The 14,743-nt window shown below is 64.4% G+C and carries 16 protein-coding genes and 1 tRNA gene; 14 read left to right on the top strand and 3 right to left on the bottom strand.

Features of this window, described 5'->3' with window-relative positions:
• The 13 genes from B059_RS0109240 (at position 1) to B059_RS21655 (ending at position 10,404) form a co-directional block, all read left to right on the top strand.
• The gene (locus B059_RS0109240) at positions 1 to 1,500 is read left to right on the top strand and encodes a sensor domain-containing diguanylate cyclase (protein WP_018077961.1); all 1,500 of its coding nucleotides are present in this window, start codon (positions 1 to 3) and stop codon (positions 1,498 to 1,500) included.
• A 35-nt stretch (positions 1,501 to 1,535) separates the two neighbouring features.
• A complete protein-coding gene (ruvB, locus tag B059_RS0109235; RefSeq protein ID WP_018077960.1) occupies positions 1,536 to 2,567 on the top strand; it encodes a Holliday junction branch migration DNA helicase RuvB in 1,032 nt (343 codons plus the stop codon).
• 2 nt (positions 2,568 to 2,569) lie between these two features.
• Positions 2,570 to 2,971 carry a tol-pal system-associated acyl-CoA thioesterase gene (ybgC, locus tag B059_RS0109230; protein WP_018077959.1) on the top strand — a complete coding sequence of 134 codons (402 nt, stop codon included), beginning with the start codon at positions 2,570 to 2,572 and terminating at the stop codon, positions 2,969 to 2,971.
• Positions 2,968 to 3,660 carry a protein TolQ gene (tolQ, locus tag B059_RS0109225; protein ID WP_018077958.1) on the top strand — a complete coding sequence of 231 codons (693 nt, stop codon included), beginning with the start codon at positions 2,968 to 2,970 and terminating at the stop codon, positions 3,658 to 3,660. Before ybgC ends, tolQ begins: the two co-directional genes overlap by 4 nt.
• 3 nt (positions 3,661 to 3,663) lie before the next feature.
• Positions 3,664 to 4,074: a protein TolR gene (gene tolR / locus B059_RS0109220; protein ID WP_018077957.1), complete on the top strand. Its 411-nt coding sequence runs from the start codon at positions 3,664 to 3,666 to the stop codon at positions 4,072 to 4,074.
• Positions 4,071 to 4,955, top strand: coding sequence for a cell envelope integrity protein TolA (gene tolA, locus B059_RS0109215; RefSeq protein ID WP_018077956.1), 885 nt, complete (start codon positions 4,071 to 4,073; stop codon positions 4,953 to 4,955). Before tolR ends, tolA begins: the two co-directional genes overlap by 4 nt.
• 112 nt (positions 4,956 to 5,067) lie before the next feature.
• On the top strand, positions 5,068 to 6,342 hold the full coding sequence (gene tolB, locus B059_RS0109210) for a Tol-Pal system beta propeller repeat protein TolB (RefSeq protein WP_026177412.1): 1,275 nt from the start codon (positions 5,068 to 5,070) through the stop codon (positions 6,340 to 6,342).
• A gap of 99 nt (positions 6,343 to 6,441) precedes the next feature.
• Positions 6,442 to 7,017, top strand: a complete 576-nt coding sequence (pal, locus tag B059_RS0109205) for a peptidoglycan-associated lipoprotein Pal (RefSeq protein WP_018077954.1) — start codon at positions 6,442 to 6,444, stop codon at positions 7,015 to 7,017.
• Between the two features lie 21 nt (positions 7,018 to 7,038).
• Positions 7,039 to 7,836, top strand: a complete 798-nt coding sequence (gene ybgF, locus B059_RS0109200) for a tol-pal system protein YbgF (RefSeq protein ID WP_245538767.1) — start codon at positions 7,039 to 7,041, stop codon at positions 7,834 to 7,836.
• Between the two features lie 216 nt (positions 7,837 to 8,052).
• Positions 8,053 to 8,709 (top strand): 7-carboxy-7-deazaguanine synthase QueE, encoded by a 657-nt coding sequence (queE, locus tag B059_RS0109195; protein WP_018077952.1) that lies wholly within the window; start codon positions 8,053 to 8,055, stop codon positions 8,707 to 8,709.
• Positions 8,706 to 9,374 (top strand): 7-cyano-7-deazaguanine synthase QueC, encoded by a 669-nt coding sequence (gene queC, locus B059_RS0109190; RefSeq protein ID WP_018077951.1) that lies wholly within the window; start codon positions 8,706 to 8,708, stop codon positions 9,372 to 9,374. The genes queE and queC overlap by 4 nt, the downstream gene beginning before the upstream one ends.
• A gap of 198 nt (positions 9,375 to 9,572) precedes the next feature.
• Positions 9,573 to 9,648, top strand: a tRNA-Lys gene (locus B059_RS0109185).
• A 306-nt stretch (positions 9,649 to 9,954) separates the two neighbouring features.
• Positions 9,955 to 10,404 (top strand): pilin, encoded by a 450-nt coding sequence (locus tag B059_RS21655; protein WP_026177411.1) that lies wholly within the window; start codon positions 9,955 to 9,957, stop codon positions 10,402 to 10,404.
• Between the two features lie 256 nt (positions 10,405 to 10,660).
• On the opposite strand, the gene gdhA is transcribed toward B059_RS21655, so the two are convergent.
• The 3 genes from gdhA to recA form a co-directional block, all read right to left on the bottom strand.
• Positions 10,661 to 12,004 carry an NADP-specific glutamate dehydrogenase gene (gene gdhA, locus B059_RS0109175; RefSeq protein WP_018077950.1) on the bottom strand — a complete coding sequence of 448 codons (1,344 nt, stop codon included), beginning with the start codon at positions 12,002 to 12,004 and terminating at the stop codon, positions 10,661 to 10,663.
• 137 nt (positions 12,005 to 12,141) lie between these two features.
• Entirely contained in the window at positions 12,142 to 12,597 is a 456-nt protein-coding gene (gene recX / locus B059_RS0109170; protein ID WP_018077949.1) for a recombination regulator RecX, read from the bottom strand.
• Positions 12,581 to 13,606 carry a recombinase RecA gene (gene recA / locus B059_RS0109165; protein ID WP_026177410.1) on the bottom strand — a complete coding sequence of 342 codons (1,026 nt, stop codon included), beginning with the start codon at positions 13,604 to 13,606 and terminating at the stop codon, positions 12,581 to 12,583. Before recA ends, recX begins: the two co-directional genes overlap by 17 nt.
• Before the next feature lie 209 nt (positions 13,607 to 13,815).
• Here recA and B059_RS0109160 point away from each other — a divergent pair, with 209 nt between their 5' ends.
• On the top strand, positions 13,816 to 14,706 hold the full coding sequence (locus B059_RS0109160) for a helix-turn-helix transcriptional regulator (protein WP_018077948.1): 891 nt from the start codon (positions 13,816 to 13,818) through the stop codon (positions 14,704 to 14,706).
• The last annotated feature ends 37 nt before the right edge of the window (positions 14,707 to 14,743 follow it).

Genomic DNA, 14,743 nt, shown 5'->3' with positions numbered 1-14,743 from the left:
ATGGCGCCCAATGCCAGCCCCGCGCTGGTGTCGCTGCGCAAGCGTTTCGTCTGGCTGTTGGCTGGCGTGGTCGGCTTGTTTGTGGCGGGCATGGCGTTGAGCCTGCTGTTCAGCCTGCGCACGAACAATGCTGCCGAACTGCATCTGCTGCAGGTGGAGGCGGCGCAAGCCCACACCAGTGTGATGCGGCGCTGGAATTATTACCGCGAAGTGGCCGACCACCTGGCAAGTGATCCGCAGCTGCTCGATCTGTTGCTGGTCGGTTCGATCGAGGAAAAGCAGCAATGGGCGATGTCGCGGCAGCGTCTGTTGCCCAACATCCTGGGGCTGGCGATCGTGAGCCCGCAGGGCGAGGTCTATGGCGATACCCGCCTGCTGCGCGTGGGACCGAGTTGCCAGCGCGACCTGCTTCAGAGCGGCGTGAGCATGCAGAATCAGGTGCTGGTTCACCGCGACGTGCCCGGACTGGAGCATGTCGATTTGAGCGCGCCGGTGCGCGGGGTGGGCGGCGAGGTGCTGGGTCAGGTGTTCTTGAGCGTGTGGCTGACGCAACTGCAACGCATCGTCGACGACTCCACCCAGCCTGGCCATGCCATTGCCATCGTCGATGCGGCCGGCAAGCCGATGGCCGGCAGCGGCAGCCTGCAGGGGGCGGTGCGCGAGATCAGCGTTGCGTTGCCGGCGATGGGCTGGACGCTGCGGGTGCAGTCCCCGGTGCAGGGGATCACGCACAACGGCCGTCTGCAGATATTGGCGGGGATATTGACCCTGATAGCCGTTCTGCTATTGCTGGTCGTGGTGGTGGTGCGATTGCGGCGCCCGGTTCTGCAGGACATCGATGCCGCGATGGAGGCGCTGGCGTGCCTGACCCGCAACGAGCCGGCGCCGCCCATCGTGACGCGCTATGCCGAATTCGCTCCCGCGGCCGCGGACATCAACCGCATCGCGCAGCAGTTGCACGATCAGCGCGAGCAGCTGGCCCGGCTCAGCCTGACCGATCCGCTTACCGGCTTGCCCAACCGGCGCGCTTTCGAGAACCGGTTTCCGCAGATGCTCGGCCTGGCGGAGCGCGGCAATTCCGTTGCGCTGATTGTGCTGGACGTCGATCATTTCAAATCGATCAACGACCGGTTCGGCCACGGCGCGGGCGACCGGGCGCTGACTGCGCTGGCGGATACGCTCAGGACCCTCACGCGCAGTTCCGACATGGCTGCCCGCCTGGCCGGAGACGAGTTTGCGGTTCTGCTGTCCGGACTGGATGATGACGGCGTGCTTGCCTGGTATCGGCGCCTGGCCAGCCGCCTCCAAAGCGAGCTGCATGCCGCGGATCTGGGGGTGGACAACACGGTCAGCGCAGGCCAGACCTGGCTGCTGGATACGGCCGGCGACGATATCGAGCAGGCGTTCGCGCGCGCGGACCGCGCGCTTTACCGGGCCAAGGCGCTTGGCCGGGGTCAATTGGCCTTCGCTTCCTCGGTGAGCGCAAAAGACGCAGGGTAGAATCGGCGCATGTCTGCAGAAATCCGTCCGGTGCCATGATCGAAACCGACCGCCTCATCGCTCCCGCCGCCGCCAGCCCGCAGGAAGAGCAGGTCGAGCGCGCGCTGCGGCCGCGCACCCTGGCCGAATACGTCGGCCAGGCGAAGGCGCGCGAGCAGCTCGAAATCTTCATCCATGCGGCCAGGAAGCGCAGCGAGGCGCTTGACCACGTGCTGCTGTTCGGCCCGCCGGGGCTGGGCAAGACCACGCTGGCGCACATCATCGCGCGCGAGATGGGCGTCAACCTGCGCCAGACCTCGGGACCGGTACTGGAACGTGCCGGCGACCTCGCCGCGCTGCTGACCAACCTGGAGCCGCACGACGTGCTGTTCATCGACGAGATCCACCGGCTCAGCCCGGTGGTCGAGGAGGTGCTGTATCCGGCGCTGGAGGATTTCCAGATCGACATCATGATCGGAGAAGGTCCGGCAGCGCGCTCGGTCAAGCTCGACCTGCCGCCGTTCACCCTGGTCGGCGCCACCACCCGCGCCGGCATGCTCACCAACCCGCTGCGCGACCGTTTCGGCATCGTCGCGCGGCTGGAGTTTTATACGGCGGAAGAACTCGGCTTCATCGTGCACCGCTCGGCCGGCCTCTTGCAGATGAACCTGGAAGAAGCCGGTGCGCTGGAGATCGCGCGCCGTTCGCGCGGCACCCCGCGCATTGCCAACCGCCTGCTGCGCCGGGTGCGCGATTACGCCGAGGTCAAGGCGGGCGGGCATGCGACCGGCGCGGTGGCCGATGCGGCGCTGGTGATGCTGGATGTGGACCGTGCCGGGCTCGATGTGATGGACCGGAAGCTCTTGTCGGCAGTGGTCGAGAAATTCATGGGCGGCCCGGTCGGGCTCGACAACCTCGCCGCCGCCATCGGCGAGGAGCGCGACACCATCGAGGATGTGCTCGAACCCTTCCTCATCCAGCAGGGCTATCTGCAGCGCACGCCGCGCGGCCGCATCGCCACCCCGCTGGCATATCGCCATCTCGGGCTTGCTGCCCCTTCCGGCGAATCCGGCGCGGAGTTGTTCTGAACATGGCGTTTGTCTGGCCGGTGCGCGTGTACTGGGAAGACACCGATGCCGGCGGAGTGGTGTATTACGCCAACTACCTCAGGTTCATGGAACGTGCGCGCTCGGAATGGCTGCGTGCCGAGGGGTTCGAGCAGGACGCCCTGCGCGACGAGGCGGGCGTCGTGTTCGTGGTGCGGCGGGTGGAAATCGATTATCTGTCGCCGGCGCGCTTCAACGACCGGCTCGACGTGTCGGTCACGCTGCACGAAGCCGGACGCGCCAGCCTCAGCGTGCGGCAGGAACTTCTGCGCGGCCCCACCCGTCTCGCAGAGGCCGTCGTGACGCTCGCCTGCGTCGATGCGGTGCGCTTCAAAGCCGTTAAAATACCTGTGCCCTTACTTCAAACCCTGACCCACGCGACGTGAATCCCGAACTCAGCCAAGACCTCTCGCTGCTCCACCTCGTTCTCAACGCTTCGCTGCCGGTGCAGATCGTCATGGCGCTGCTGCTGGGTGCATCGCTGATGTCCTGGTGGTTCATCTTCATCAAGATGTTCGCGCTGAAGCGCGCCCTGCGCATGACCGATCGTTTCGAGCGCGAATTCTGGGGCGGCGGCGACATCAATGCCATGTACCAGCGGGTGGCCGCCGAACGCGAGGATGCGGGCGAAATGGAGCACATCTTCGAGGCCGGTTTTCGCGAATTCATGAAACTGCGGCGGCAGACCGGCCTGTCGCTCAACGTCATCATCGACGGCACCCGCCGCGCCATGCGCGCCACCTACCAGCGCGAACTCGACGGACTGGAATCGCACCTGTCGTTTCTCGCCACCGTCGGCTCGGTGTCGCCCTACGTCGGCCTGTTCGGCACGGTGTGGGGCATCATGATCGCATTCATGGGACTGTCGAGCGTCGCCCAGGCTACCCTTGCGCAGGTCGCCCCCGGTATCGCGGAAGCACTGATCGCCACCGCGATGGGCCTGTTCGCCGCGATCCCCGCGGTGGTCGGCTACAACCGCTACACCCATGACATCGACCGCCTGGCCAACCGCATGGAAAGCTTCATGGAAGAGTTTTCCAACATCCTGCAGCGGCAGGCGACCAAGGCGGTCTGATTCATGGCGCGGACCCGCAAACAGGTCGCCCAGATCAACGTCGTGCCGATGATCGACGTGATGCTGGTGCTGCTCGTCATCTTCATGGTGACGGCACCTTTCATCAACCCCGGCCAGGTCGATCTGCCGAGCGTCGGCAAGACGGCGCAGTCGCCGGCGCAGCCGCTGGAAATCATCATCAAGGAGTCGGGCGAATACCAGCTGCGCAATCGCGCGACCGGCGGCACCGCGCGGGTGGTGGCGAAATCGGCGCTGGCGGACGAAATCGCTGCGCTGCATCGCGCCTTGCCGGATCAGCCGGTGGTCATCGCGGCAGACAGGAATGTCCGTTACGAGGAAGTGATGAATACGATGACGCTCTTGCAGCAGGCGCAGATCACCCGCATCGGACTGCTCGCCCGCCCGGCCCCATGAACCTTCCGACAGACGCGCCTTTCGTCTCGCGCCCGGCGCCCCGGTTTGCGGCCGGCGTGCTGGCATTAGGGGTACACGCCGTCTTTGTGCTGCTGCTGGTGTTCGGCGTGTCATGGCAGACCCAGCATCCCGCACCGGTGATGGTCGACTTGTGGGAAAACCTGCCCAAGGCCGCGCCGCCTGTCGCGGTCAAGCCGCCCGAGCCGCCGCCCCCGCCACCGGTAAAAGCGCCCGAGCCGGTCAAGGCCGTGCCCGCCCCCAAGCCGGTGGCGGACGAACCGGCGCCGCCCAAGGCGCCCGACATTGCGCTGGAAAAAAAGAAAGCCGAAGCCGAGCGCCTGCGAAAACAAAAAGCCGAGGCCGAGCGTCTGGAAAAACTGAAGGCCATCCAGGCCGAGGAACAGCAAGCCCGGGCCGAAGCCGCCAGAAAGGCACATGAAAAACAGCTGGCCGAACAGAAAAAACGTGAGTTGCTGCGCCAGATGGAAGAGGATTTGATGCAGCGGACGGCGGACGAGGAGGCAGCCAATGCGGCGCTGGCCATGAAGCAGGCCGCGGAACGTGCCGCCGCCAGCAAGCGGCAGACCGAGGTGGCGCGCGTCGTGGGGCAGCATCGCGACCAGATCAGCGCCAAGGTGCGCGGCAATACCCGGCTGCCAGACAACCTGAAAGGCAACCCCGAAGTGCGCTGTGCGGTGAGGTTGCTGCCCACCGGTGAAGTGCAGAGCGTGCGGGTGACGCAGAGCAGCGGGAATGCGGCATACGACGAGGCGGTGGTGCGTGCCATCGAGAAATCCTCCCCGCTGCCGTTGCCGGCCGATCGGGACGCACGCGCCGCATTCGTGCCGGAACTTTCTTTCGTCCATCGTCCCAAAGAGTGAGCCGGAGGCATCCGGCGCAAGGCCGCAGGCGGCGCGCAGCGCAAAGCCCGGTATGAGGCCTGTGCTAAACTGCCCGTCCTATCAAGCGCTTTCGATCGAGATTCCCGTTCCCATGTTGCGTGCTGTTCTACTGTTACCGCTGTTCTGCTTTGCCTTGCTTGGCGCATCGTTTCCTGCGCGGGCGGCAATGGAAATCCAGGTCATCGGCGGCGCGGCCAACAAGATTGCAGTGGCAATGGTGCCGTTCAAGGCTGCGCCGGGCCAGCCTGTGCCCGCGCTGACCCAGATTGCGGGGGACGATCTCAACCGCAGCGGCCAATTCCGGCTGGTGGACGCCGGCGGGATGCCGCAACCGGCCGAGTCCGCGCAAGTCAACTACGGCGCCTGGCGAAGCAAGGGAGCGGACGCCATGGTGGTCGGCCAGGTGATTGCCTTGCCCGGGGGGCGCTTCGAAATCCGTTTCCGTCTGCTCGACGTGGTCAAGCAGACGCAGCTGGCAGGCTACAGCTACACCATTTCGGCGGCGCAATGGCGCGCGACGGCGCACCAGATTGCCAATATCGTGTACGAAAAGCTGACCGGCATCCCGGGCGCTTTCGGCAGCCGTATTGCTTATGTGCAGAAGCGGGGCAAGTCCTTCGAGTTGCGCGTGGCCGATGCCGACGGACAAACCCCGCGCACGGTCGTGCGCTCCGTTGAGCCGCTGATTTCGCCGATGTTCTCGCCCGACGGCAGCCGCCTGGCGTACGTATCGTTCGAAGACAAGAAGCCCATTGTGTATGTGCAGTCCCTGCAGGACGGCGCGCGCCGCAAGCTTGCGGCATTCAAGGGATCCAATTCGGCGCCGGCCTGGTCGCCCGACGGCAGACGCCTGGCCGTGGTGCTGACGCGCGACGAGGCGTCGCAGATTTATCTGATCAACGCCGACGGCAGTGGGCTTGCCCGGCTGACCAAGGGCGGGAATATCGATACCGAGCCGGTGTTTTCGCCGGATGGACAAACCCTGTATTTCACCTCGGATCGCGGCGGCAGTGCGCAAATTTATCGTATGGCGGCCAGCGGCGGCGAGCCCAGGCGCGTGACTTTCAACGGCAGTTACAATGTTTCCCCCACGATCAGCCCGGATGGACGGCACCTCGCCTACATCAGCCGCGATGGAGGGCGATTCAGCGTGGTGCTGCATGAACTGGCTTCCGGGCAGACCCGTGTGCTGACTGATACCGCGCGTGACGAATCGCCCAGCTTTGCGCCCAATGGACAGGCCGTCCTCTATGCCACCGTAGAGGGCGGACGTGGGATACTTGGCACGGTGAGCCTGGATGGCAAAACGCGCGCGCGCCTGTCCGAGCCGGGCGTCGATGCCCGCGAGCCAGCCTGGGGACCATGAGGATCGGGCATGCTTGTTTCGAGGCGGGGAACGCTGCGGGGAGTGAACCCCGCGCTGCTCTCGCGCCAAGCCGTTTTCGTTAATAAGGAGGAGAGACTGATGAACAAGATTTTCTGGCCCATTCTGCTGGCATTGACCCTGTCTGCGTGCGGCACCACCGGCGGCACGCAAGCGACCGTTGAAGACCGTACCGGCGGCAAGGCTGCCAGTGCAGGGCAGGCCGCCGGTGCCGGCAAGACCGCCGGCACCGAAACCACTGCGCTGGGCGGCGCGGGTGTGGCGGGCAGCGCGCTGGATGGCAGCTATGCCGGCGATCCGCGGAAGAATCCGGCCAGCCCGCTGTCCACCCGCAGCATATTTTTCGATTTCGACAGCTTCGTGGTGAAGGCAGAATATCGTCCGGTGCTCGAAGCGCATGCGGGATATCTGCTGTCCAAGCGCGATGCGCGCGTGATTCTGCAGGGCAATGCCGACGAACGCGGCAGCCGCGAATACAACCTGGCGCTGGGGCAGAAGCGTGCCGAAGCGGTGCGCAAGGCGCTGGCCGTGCTGGGCGTGGCCGAGGCGCAGTTGGAAGCGGTCAGCTTCGGCGAGGAAAAGCCGCGCAATGAAGCCAGCACCGAGGAAGCGTACGCCGAGAACCGCCGCACCGATGTGGTGTATGCCGACGAGTAACCGGTTTTGATGCGCTACGGCTTGATTCTCGCTTCCGTGCTCGCGCTGGCTCAGCCGGCGTGGGCGGACACCGCTGAGCTCGCCCGCCAGGTGCAGGCGCTCGATGCCCGCATCGGCAAGCTGGAGGGTGCGATCCAGCAAAATCAGCAATTGCTGGGTCTGCTGACGGAGGTTGAAACGCTCAAGGCCGAAATCGCCCGGCTGCGTGGTCAGGCGGAAGTCCAGACGCACCAGTTGGACACGCTGGGCAAGCGGCAGAACGACCTGTATGTCGACCTCGACCAGCGCGTAACGGACCTCGCCAAGGCAGCCAAACCTGCGCCGGTTGCCGATGCGGTTCAGCCCGCCGCACCCGCTGCCCCCCCCAGTGCGCCTGCCGCACCGGTCGCCGCTGCACCCGCATCCGCAGCTACATCCGCATCCGCCACGCCACAGCCGGACCCGCAACTTGAAGCCCGTGGCTATGAAGCGGCGCTCGGCCATTTCCGCGAAGCCAACTACGCGGGCGCCATTGCCGGATTCAAGGGTTTTCTCAAGGCGTATCCCGGCAGTGCGCTGGCTTCCAATGCCCAATACTGGATCGGCTATTCGTATTACGCCCTGAAGGATTACAAATCCGCGCTGGCACACCAGCAGAAGCTGGTGGCGATCTATCCCGCCAGCGCCAAGGTGCCCGACGCGCAACTCAATATCGCTGCCAGCCAGATCGCGCTAGACAACATCGACGGCGCGCGCAAAACGCTCGAAGAACTGGTGGCCAAACATCCCGGCACCAGCGCGGCCAATATTGCCACCCGCCGGCTGGCCGCATTCAAGTAGGTTTCCGTGGCCGGGCCCGTTACGTTCCGCCCGCGAGAGGCAGGCCGTGGTTGTTCCAGTGAATACCCCGAAGAGCATAAAGGGGAGGCTGGGGCCGCAGAGCCGGTCGAACAGCAACGATCGCACACTCCGGACGCGGCAGCCCGTGTGGAATCGTATGCCCTCAAGGACTCCGATCCACTACGGGCTCTTGTGCCCACCGGGGTAGAAGCCCGTTTGGAATCGTATGCCACCACCACGCTGCGCCTGACGGAAGTGTTTTTTTCGCTGCAAGGCGAAACCAGCCGCGCGGGTTTGCCAACCGTGTTCGTCCGTCTGTCGGGCTGCCCGCTGCGCTGCCGCTGGTGCGACACGCCTTACAGCTTCCAGGGCGGCGAAACCGTCACCCTGGCCGCGTTGCTGGCGCGGGTGGCGGACTACGGCGTGCCCACAGTGTGCGTCACCGGCGGCGAGCCGCTGGCGCAAAAAAACTGCCTGTCGTTGCTGACCGCGCTGTGCAACGCCGGCTATTCGGTGTCGCTGGAAACCAGTGGCGCGCTCGATATCGGCAAGGTCGATCCGCGGGTGTCGCGCATCGTCGACATCAAGCCGCCGGCATCGGGCGAAGCGGCGCGCAACCGCTGGGAGAACCTCGCCCACCTCACGCCGCACGACGAAATCAAGTTCGTGCTGGCCGACCGCGCCGACTACGAATGGGCGCGCGAGATCATTCAGGTCCGGGGCCTTGCGCGGATTTGCTCGGTCCTGTTTTCGCCGGTGCAGGGCGAACTGCCGCCGGCGCATCTGGCCGACTGGATCCTGGCCGACAGGCTGCCGGTGCGGCTGCAGGTGCAGCTGCACAAGCTGCTGTGGGGCAACGTGCCGGGCAAATGAAACCCGCGGTCATCCTGCTTTCCGGCGGGCTGGACTCCGCCACCGTGCTCGCGATCGCGCGTGAAGCCGGCTACGTCTGCCACGCGCTGAGCCTGGACTACGGCCAGCGCCACAATGCCGAGCTTGCCGCCGCGGCGCGGCTGGCCACAAGCCTGGGAGCCGCCGGGCATCGTGTGGTGCGGTTGGGACTGGGGGATTTCGGCGGCTCGGCGCTGACCGATGCAGCCATTGCCGTGCCCGAAACGCCGACCGCGGGCATCCCGGTCACCTACGTGCCCGCGCGCAACACGGTGATGCTGGCGTTGGCGCTCGCCTGGGCCGAAGTCCTGGGCGCACGCGACATCTTCATCGGCGTCAATGCCGTCGATTATTCCGGCTACCCCGACTGCCGCCCAGAATTCATCGCTGCATTCGAACGCATGGCCAACCTGGCGACCCGCGCCGGAATCGAAGGCGCGAAGCTTCGGATCCACGCGCCGCTGCAGCACCTGTCCAAGGCGCAGATCATCCAGCGCGGCGCCGCGCTCGGCGTCGATTATGCGCAAACCGTGAGCTGCTATCAGGCCGATGCCGACGGCCGTGCCTGCGGCGTGTGCGATGCCTGTCGCCTGCGGCGTCAGGGATTTGCGCAGGCCGGGGTGCCCGACCCCACGCCGTACAAATAGCGTTCGCCGTTCGGCCTGCCCGATCAAGCCCTTGCAGAAACGGAAGCCGCCAGAACGTGACGCGGCCGCCAGTGGCAAGCCCTATCCTGACTCATTCCCCCTCATCCCGTGAAAAAAACGCGCGTAACGCTTTACCCAGCGGCATGGCCTCGTTTATAATTTCCGGCTTTCGCGGATAGGGCGCCAGCTCTTTTCCGGGGGTCGGTAGCTCAGCCGGTAGAGCAGCGGACTTTTAATCCGTTGGTCGCGAGTTCGAATCTCGCCCGACCCACCAAAATCCAAAAAAGCCACGTGCAAGCGTGGCTTTTTTATTGCCGGTGCCGCGCAGGGGTGGGGCGTGACGAAAAACGTCAACTCATGCCATGGCGGGTCATGCGCAGCGCGCGCGAACTCTGGAAGGCAACGTGACAATAGGCTGCGGCCGAATTGAATTCGGGGCCAAGGGCCAGAATTGACAGGCTTTCTCGGGATCGTCCCCGCAAAATTGGATCCCGGCCCTAAAGTTGGCATGCCTGCTGCTCGTTAACAAGCCAGACACGGGAGGCTCGTGTTCAACTTGCCCAACTTAAGGAGATTTGAAATGCGTAAAGTTCAACAAGGTTTTACTTTGATCGAACTGATGATCGTGGTGGCGATCATCGGTATTCTGGCTGCGATTGCGATTCCGCAGTATGGCGATTACACCTCTCGCACGCGTGCCTCGGGTGCTGCCCAGGAATTGAACAGCTTGAAAACCGCCATGTCTGAATGCTATATGTCAGAAGGTGCCTGGACTAACTGCACAACCCAAGGCAGCAATGGCATCCCGACTCTGTCAGTGTCGAAGTTTGTTACTGCTGCACCCACAATTGCTGCTGCCACTGGAGCAATCACCGCAACGACCGGCGCAACGGACACCAGTGGTACTAATTTGACTTACACCATGACCCCGTCAACGACTGCAGGACAAGCCAATATGGTTTGGGCTGCAAGCGGCACAATCTGTGATGCCAAGCGTGGCCTGAAGTCTGGCCAAGGTGGTTGTCCGTAAGCGTACGCGCAGAGCGCAACGCGAATAACCGGGGGATTTGCCCCCGCTTGTTAAAAGGAACGGCCACCTTGGGTGGCTGTTCCTGTTCAGAAATGGCTTAAAAAGCAGAAAAGGAAAATGCGGTCAGTTTGAACGGACCCTACATTTAGGCTAAAACAAAACCCCGCCTTCGTGAAAAGACGGCGGTTGTGGTAGTCCGAGACCGCCCCAGCGGTCTTTTTTAGCCCATAGTGGCCCGCTGTGGCGCCGTGATTGCTCAGATCACGCCCTGCGCCAGCATGGCGTCGGCCACCTTGATGAAGCCGGCCAGGTTGGCGCCGTCGACGTAGCTGACGCTGCCGTCTTCGCGCTGCCCATGCTGCAGGCAGGTCTGATGGATGCCCTGCATGATGCTGAGCAGACGGGAATCGACCTCTTCGCGCGGCCACGACAGGCGCATGGCGTTCTGGCTCATCTCCAGGCCCGAGGTGGCGACGCCGCCGGCGTTGCTCGCCTTGCTGGGGGCATACAGGATGCGGTGCTTGTCGAAGAGGCGCGCAGCTTCGGCGGTGGTGGGCATGTTGGCGCCTTCGGCCACGGCAACCAGGCCGTTCTTGATCAGCGTCGCCGCATCGTTGTCGTTGAGCTCGTTCTGGGTGGCGCAGGGCAGCGCCACGTCCATCGGCACGTTCCAGGGGCGCATGTTGGCATGGAATTCGCCGCCGACGCGCTCGGCATAATCGCTGACGCGACCGTGGAGGTGGTTCTTGACCTCCATCAATTCGGCGAGCTTGTCCGGGGTGAAGCCGGCGTCGTCCACCACGGTGCCGCTCGAGTCCGACACCGTGACGACCTTCGCGCCCAGGGCCATGGCTTTTTCGATGACGAATTGGGCCACGTTGCCCGAGCCGGAGACGCCGACCCGCAGATTCTCGATCGAACGGCCGGCATGCTTGAGCATTTCGTCGGCAAAATAGACCGCGCCGTAGCCCGTGGCTTCCGGGCGAACGAGCGAGCCGCCGTAGCTCAGGCCCTTGCCGGTGAAGTTGCAGTCGGCTCGGTTGGTCAGTTTCTTCATCATCCCGGCCATGAAGCCGACTTCGCGCGCGCCGACACCGATGTCACCGGCCGGCACGTCGGTTTCGGCGCCGATGTGACGATACAGCTCGGTGATGAAGGCCTGGCAGAAGCGCATCACTTCGCCGGGGCTCTTGCCCTTGGGATCGAAATCCGCGCCACCCTTGCCGCCGCCCATGGGCAGCGTGGTCAAGGCGTTCTTCAGGGTCTGCTCGAAGGCCAGGAACTTGAGGATGGACAGGTTGACCGAGGGATGAAAGCGCAGCCCGCCCTTGTAGGGGCCGATGGCCATGCTGTGCTGGATGCGATAGCCGCGGTTGACCTGGACCTCGCCGTGGTCGTCGACCCAGGAGATCCGGAAGATGACGATCCGTTCCGGCTCGATCAGGCGGTCCAGCAGGCCGTGCTCGGCGTACTTGGGGTGCTGGGATACGAACGGCCACAGACTTTCCACGACTTCGGTAACGGCTTGCAGATACTCCGGCTGGCCGGGGTTGTGCTCGGCGGCGCGGCGGATGAATTCATCCGGATTCTGATATTTCATGTTGCGTTGACTCGGTGATTGGGCTGAGGAAAAGCGAGACTGTATCAGAAAGAGCGGCGTATCACTGCTTGCCGCAGGGTAACGCCCGCTACCCGTATTGCGTGTATTGCGTCGCGCGGGGAGGCTGGCGGGAGGGGTCAGTCATGCCCTGCGTCCGGGACAAGGCGCCGGATGAGCTCAGCCGCAAATCCGCGGCTTTGCAGGAAGCGCATCTGCCGGGCTTTCTCCTGCGCGTCGGCGGGTGCGGAGCCGAATTTCTTCTCCCATACTGCGCGCGCGCGCTCGAATTCGCTGTCGCGGTTATCGCTCAGCACGGCTTCGATGATGGCGTCGCCCACGCCGCGCTGCCGCAGGTCGTAGGCAAGCTTGACGCTGCCGGCGCGGGCGCGGTGGTCGGCGACCCAGCTTTCGGCGAAGCGGCGGTCCGACAGCCAGTTTCTGGTTTCAAACTCATCCAGCAGGACGGCAATTTCTGCGCGCTCGAAGCCTGCCGTTTCGAGCTTGCGGGCGAGCTCACAGCGGCTGTGTTCGCGCCGTGCCAGCAGGCGCAGGGCGCGTTCGCGCAGCTCGCCGGGCTCAGGCGCCGGCTTCATCCCCGGCCGCCGTGGGGTTGCTGACGCCGACGGCGGCGCGGACTTTGGCTTCGATCTCGGCGGCGATTTCCGGGTGTTCCTTCAGGTATTCGCGCGCATTGTCCTTGCCCTGGCCGATCTTCTCGCCGTTGTAGGCGTACCAGGCGCCGGACTTGTCGACCAGCTTGTGGGCGACGCCGAGTTCGATGATTTCGCCTTCGCGCGAGATGCCCTGGCCGTAGAGGATGTCGAAGAAGGCTTCCTTGAACGGCGGCGAGACCTTGTTCTTGACGACCTTGACCTTGGTTTCGTTGCCTATGATCTCGTCGCCTTTCTTGATCGCGCCGATGCGGCGGATGTCGAGACGGACCGAGGCGTAGAACTTGAGGGCATTGCCGCCGGTGGTGGTCTCGGGGTTGCCGAACATGACGCCGATCTTCATGCGGATCTGGTTGATAAAGATGACCAGGGTGTTGGTGCGCTTGATGTTGGCGGTGAGCTTGCGCAAGGCCTGGGACATCAATCGGGCTTGCAGCCCCATGTGCGAATCGCCCATCTCGCCTTCGATTTCGGCCTTGGGGGTAAGCGCGGCGACCGAGTCGACCACCACCACGTCGACCGAACCGGAACGCACCAGCATGTCGGCGATTTCCAGCGCCTGTTCGCCGGTGTCGGGCTGCGAGACCAGCAGGTTGTCGACGTCGACGCCGAGTTTCTGCGCGTAGCTTGGATCGAGCGCGTGTTCGGCGTCGATGAAGGCGGCGGTGCCGCCCATTTTCTGCATTTCGGCGATGACCTGCAGCGTGAGCGTGGTCTTGCCGCTTGATTCCGGGCCGTAGATTTCGACCACGCGGCCGCGCGGCAGGCCGCCGACACCGAGTGCGATATCGAGCCCGAGCGAGCCGGTGGAGACGGCCTGGATATCGCGCGCCACGTCGTGATCGCCGAGGCGCATCACCGAGCCCTTGCCGAACTGCTTTTCGATCTGGCCGAGCGCGGCGGCCAGCGCTTTCGATTTGTCTTCTGCCAATGCGGGGGATGCCATGGTTTCTCTCTCCTGGTCAGTGGGGGCGTTCGAAGGACAGGCGTCGCAGCGTCTGCATGGGGTGCAATGTAGGAGATATATTTATTGATGTCAATAAAAAATATCACGTATGTAGAAAATATAACTTGCTAGATTGTATTCGGCAGGGGGCGCCCTATAATTTCGGGCACATCGGCTCAAGCGGAGCGGGCATCATGATTGCAAAAGAAAAAATGCGCATGGACGTGAAGTGGGCGACACGCCAGCGGTTGCAGTACATCGAGATCATGGCCTGGTACGCCGGGGTGGTGACGCGCAGCGACGTCGCCCGGGCGTTTGGACTGTCCGACCCGGCGGCGACCAAGGATCTCAAGCTCTACGGCGATCTGGCCCCCGGCAATCTCGTCTATCAGCACAGCGTGTTCGGTTTTGTGCCGGGCGCGGATTTCGGCGCCGTCTTTGCCGATCTCACACCCGCTGCCGTGCTGCCGGTCATCGCCGCCAATCTGGCGGTGGCGAACGGGCCGTACGGAGACGCGCTGGTCTATGGCTTGCCGACCGCGGCGCTGCCGCTGCCGGCCCGCTTGCCCAGGCCGCAGACGCTGGCGCAGATCACCCGCGCCATCCACGGCCGGCGCAAGCTGCGCGTCGGCTACCGTTCCCTGTCCGGGCGAGAGGGTGGGTCGCAGCGGGTGCTGGAACCACACACCCTGGTCAGTACCGGGCTGCGCTGGCATGTGCGGGCATATAGCGAGGACACCTGCGATTTCCGCGATTTCGTGCTGTCGCGCGTCATCGCGGCCGAATGCCTGGATACGCCCGCCGAATCCGGCGAGCAGTACGACGACGACTGGGTGGAGACGGTGAGCCTCAAGCTCGCCCCGCACAGCGGGCTCGATGCGCCCAGGCGCGAGAGCCTGTTGCTGGATTACGGCGCGAGCGGCGAGGCCATCGAAGTGACGGTGCGGCGCGCCCTGCTCGGCTACGTGCTGCAGCGGCTCGGCGTCGACACCACGCCAGCGCATTCGCTGAATCCGAACGCCTACCAGCTGATGCTGCTGAATCGCGACGAGATCGAACCGTTCGCCGCCTGGGCTTTCGGCTAGATCCGGGTTGCAAGTTACAAGTTACAAGGAGGGGCGG

The sequence above is a fragment of the Thiobacillus denitrificans DSM 12475 genome (assembly GCF_000376425.1).
Classification (GTDB): Bacteria; Pseudomonadota; Gammaproteobacteria; order Burkholderiales; family Thiobacillaceae; genus Thiobacillus; species Thiobacillus denitrificans.
This window is presented reverse-complemented; position numbering and strand designations above follow the sequence as displayed.

Bases quoted from the DNA above. Each gene is read 5' to 3' on its own strand.
- B059_RS0109240 (WP_018077961.1), top strand. From the start codon at position 1: ATGGCGCCCAATGCCAGCCCCGCGCTGGTGTCGCTGCGCAAGCGTTTC.
- ruvB (WP_018077960.1), top strand. From the start codon at position 1,536: ATGATCGAAACCGACCGCCTCATCGCTCCCGCCGCCGCCAGCCCGCAG.
- ybgC (WP_018077959.1), top strand. From the start codon at position 2,570: ATGGCGTTTGTCTGGCCGGTGCGCGTGTACTGGGAAGACACCGATGCC.
- tolR (WP_018077957.1), top strand. From the start codon at position 3,664: ATGGCGCGGACCCGCAAACAGGTCGCCCAGATCAACGTCGTGCCGATG.
- tolA (WP_018077956.1), top strand. From the start codon at position 4,071: ATGAACCTTCCGACAGACGCGCCTTTCGTCTCGCGCCCGGCGCCCCGG.
- tolB (WP_026177412.1), top strand. From the start codon at position 5,068: ATGTTGCGTGCTGTTCTACTGTTACCGCTGTTCTGCTTTGCCTTGCTT.
- pal (WP_018077954.1), top strand. From the start codon at position 6,442: ATGAACAAGATTTTCTGGCCCATTCTGCTGGCATTGACCCTGTCTGCG.
- queC (WP_018077951.1), top strand. From the start codon at position 8,706: ATGAAACCCGCGGTCATCCTGCTTTCCGGCGGGCTGGACTCCGCCACC.
- B059_RS21655 (WP_026177411.1), top strand. From the start codon at position 9,955: ATGCGTAAAGTTCAACAAGGTTTTACTTTGATCGAACTGATGATCGTG.
- gdhA (WP_018077950.1), bottom strand. From the start codon at position 12,004: ATGAAATATCAGAATCCGGATGAATTCATCCGCCGCGCCGCCGAGCAC.
- recX (WP_018077949.1), bottom strand. From the start codon at position 12,597: ATGAAGCCGGCGCCTGAGCCCGGCGAGCTGCGCGAACGCGCCCTGCGC.
- B059_RS0109160 (WP_018077948.1), top strand. From the start codon at position 13,816: ATGATTGCAAAAGAAAAAATGCGCATGGACGTGAAGTGGGCGACACGC.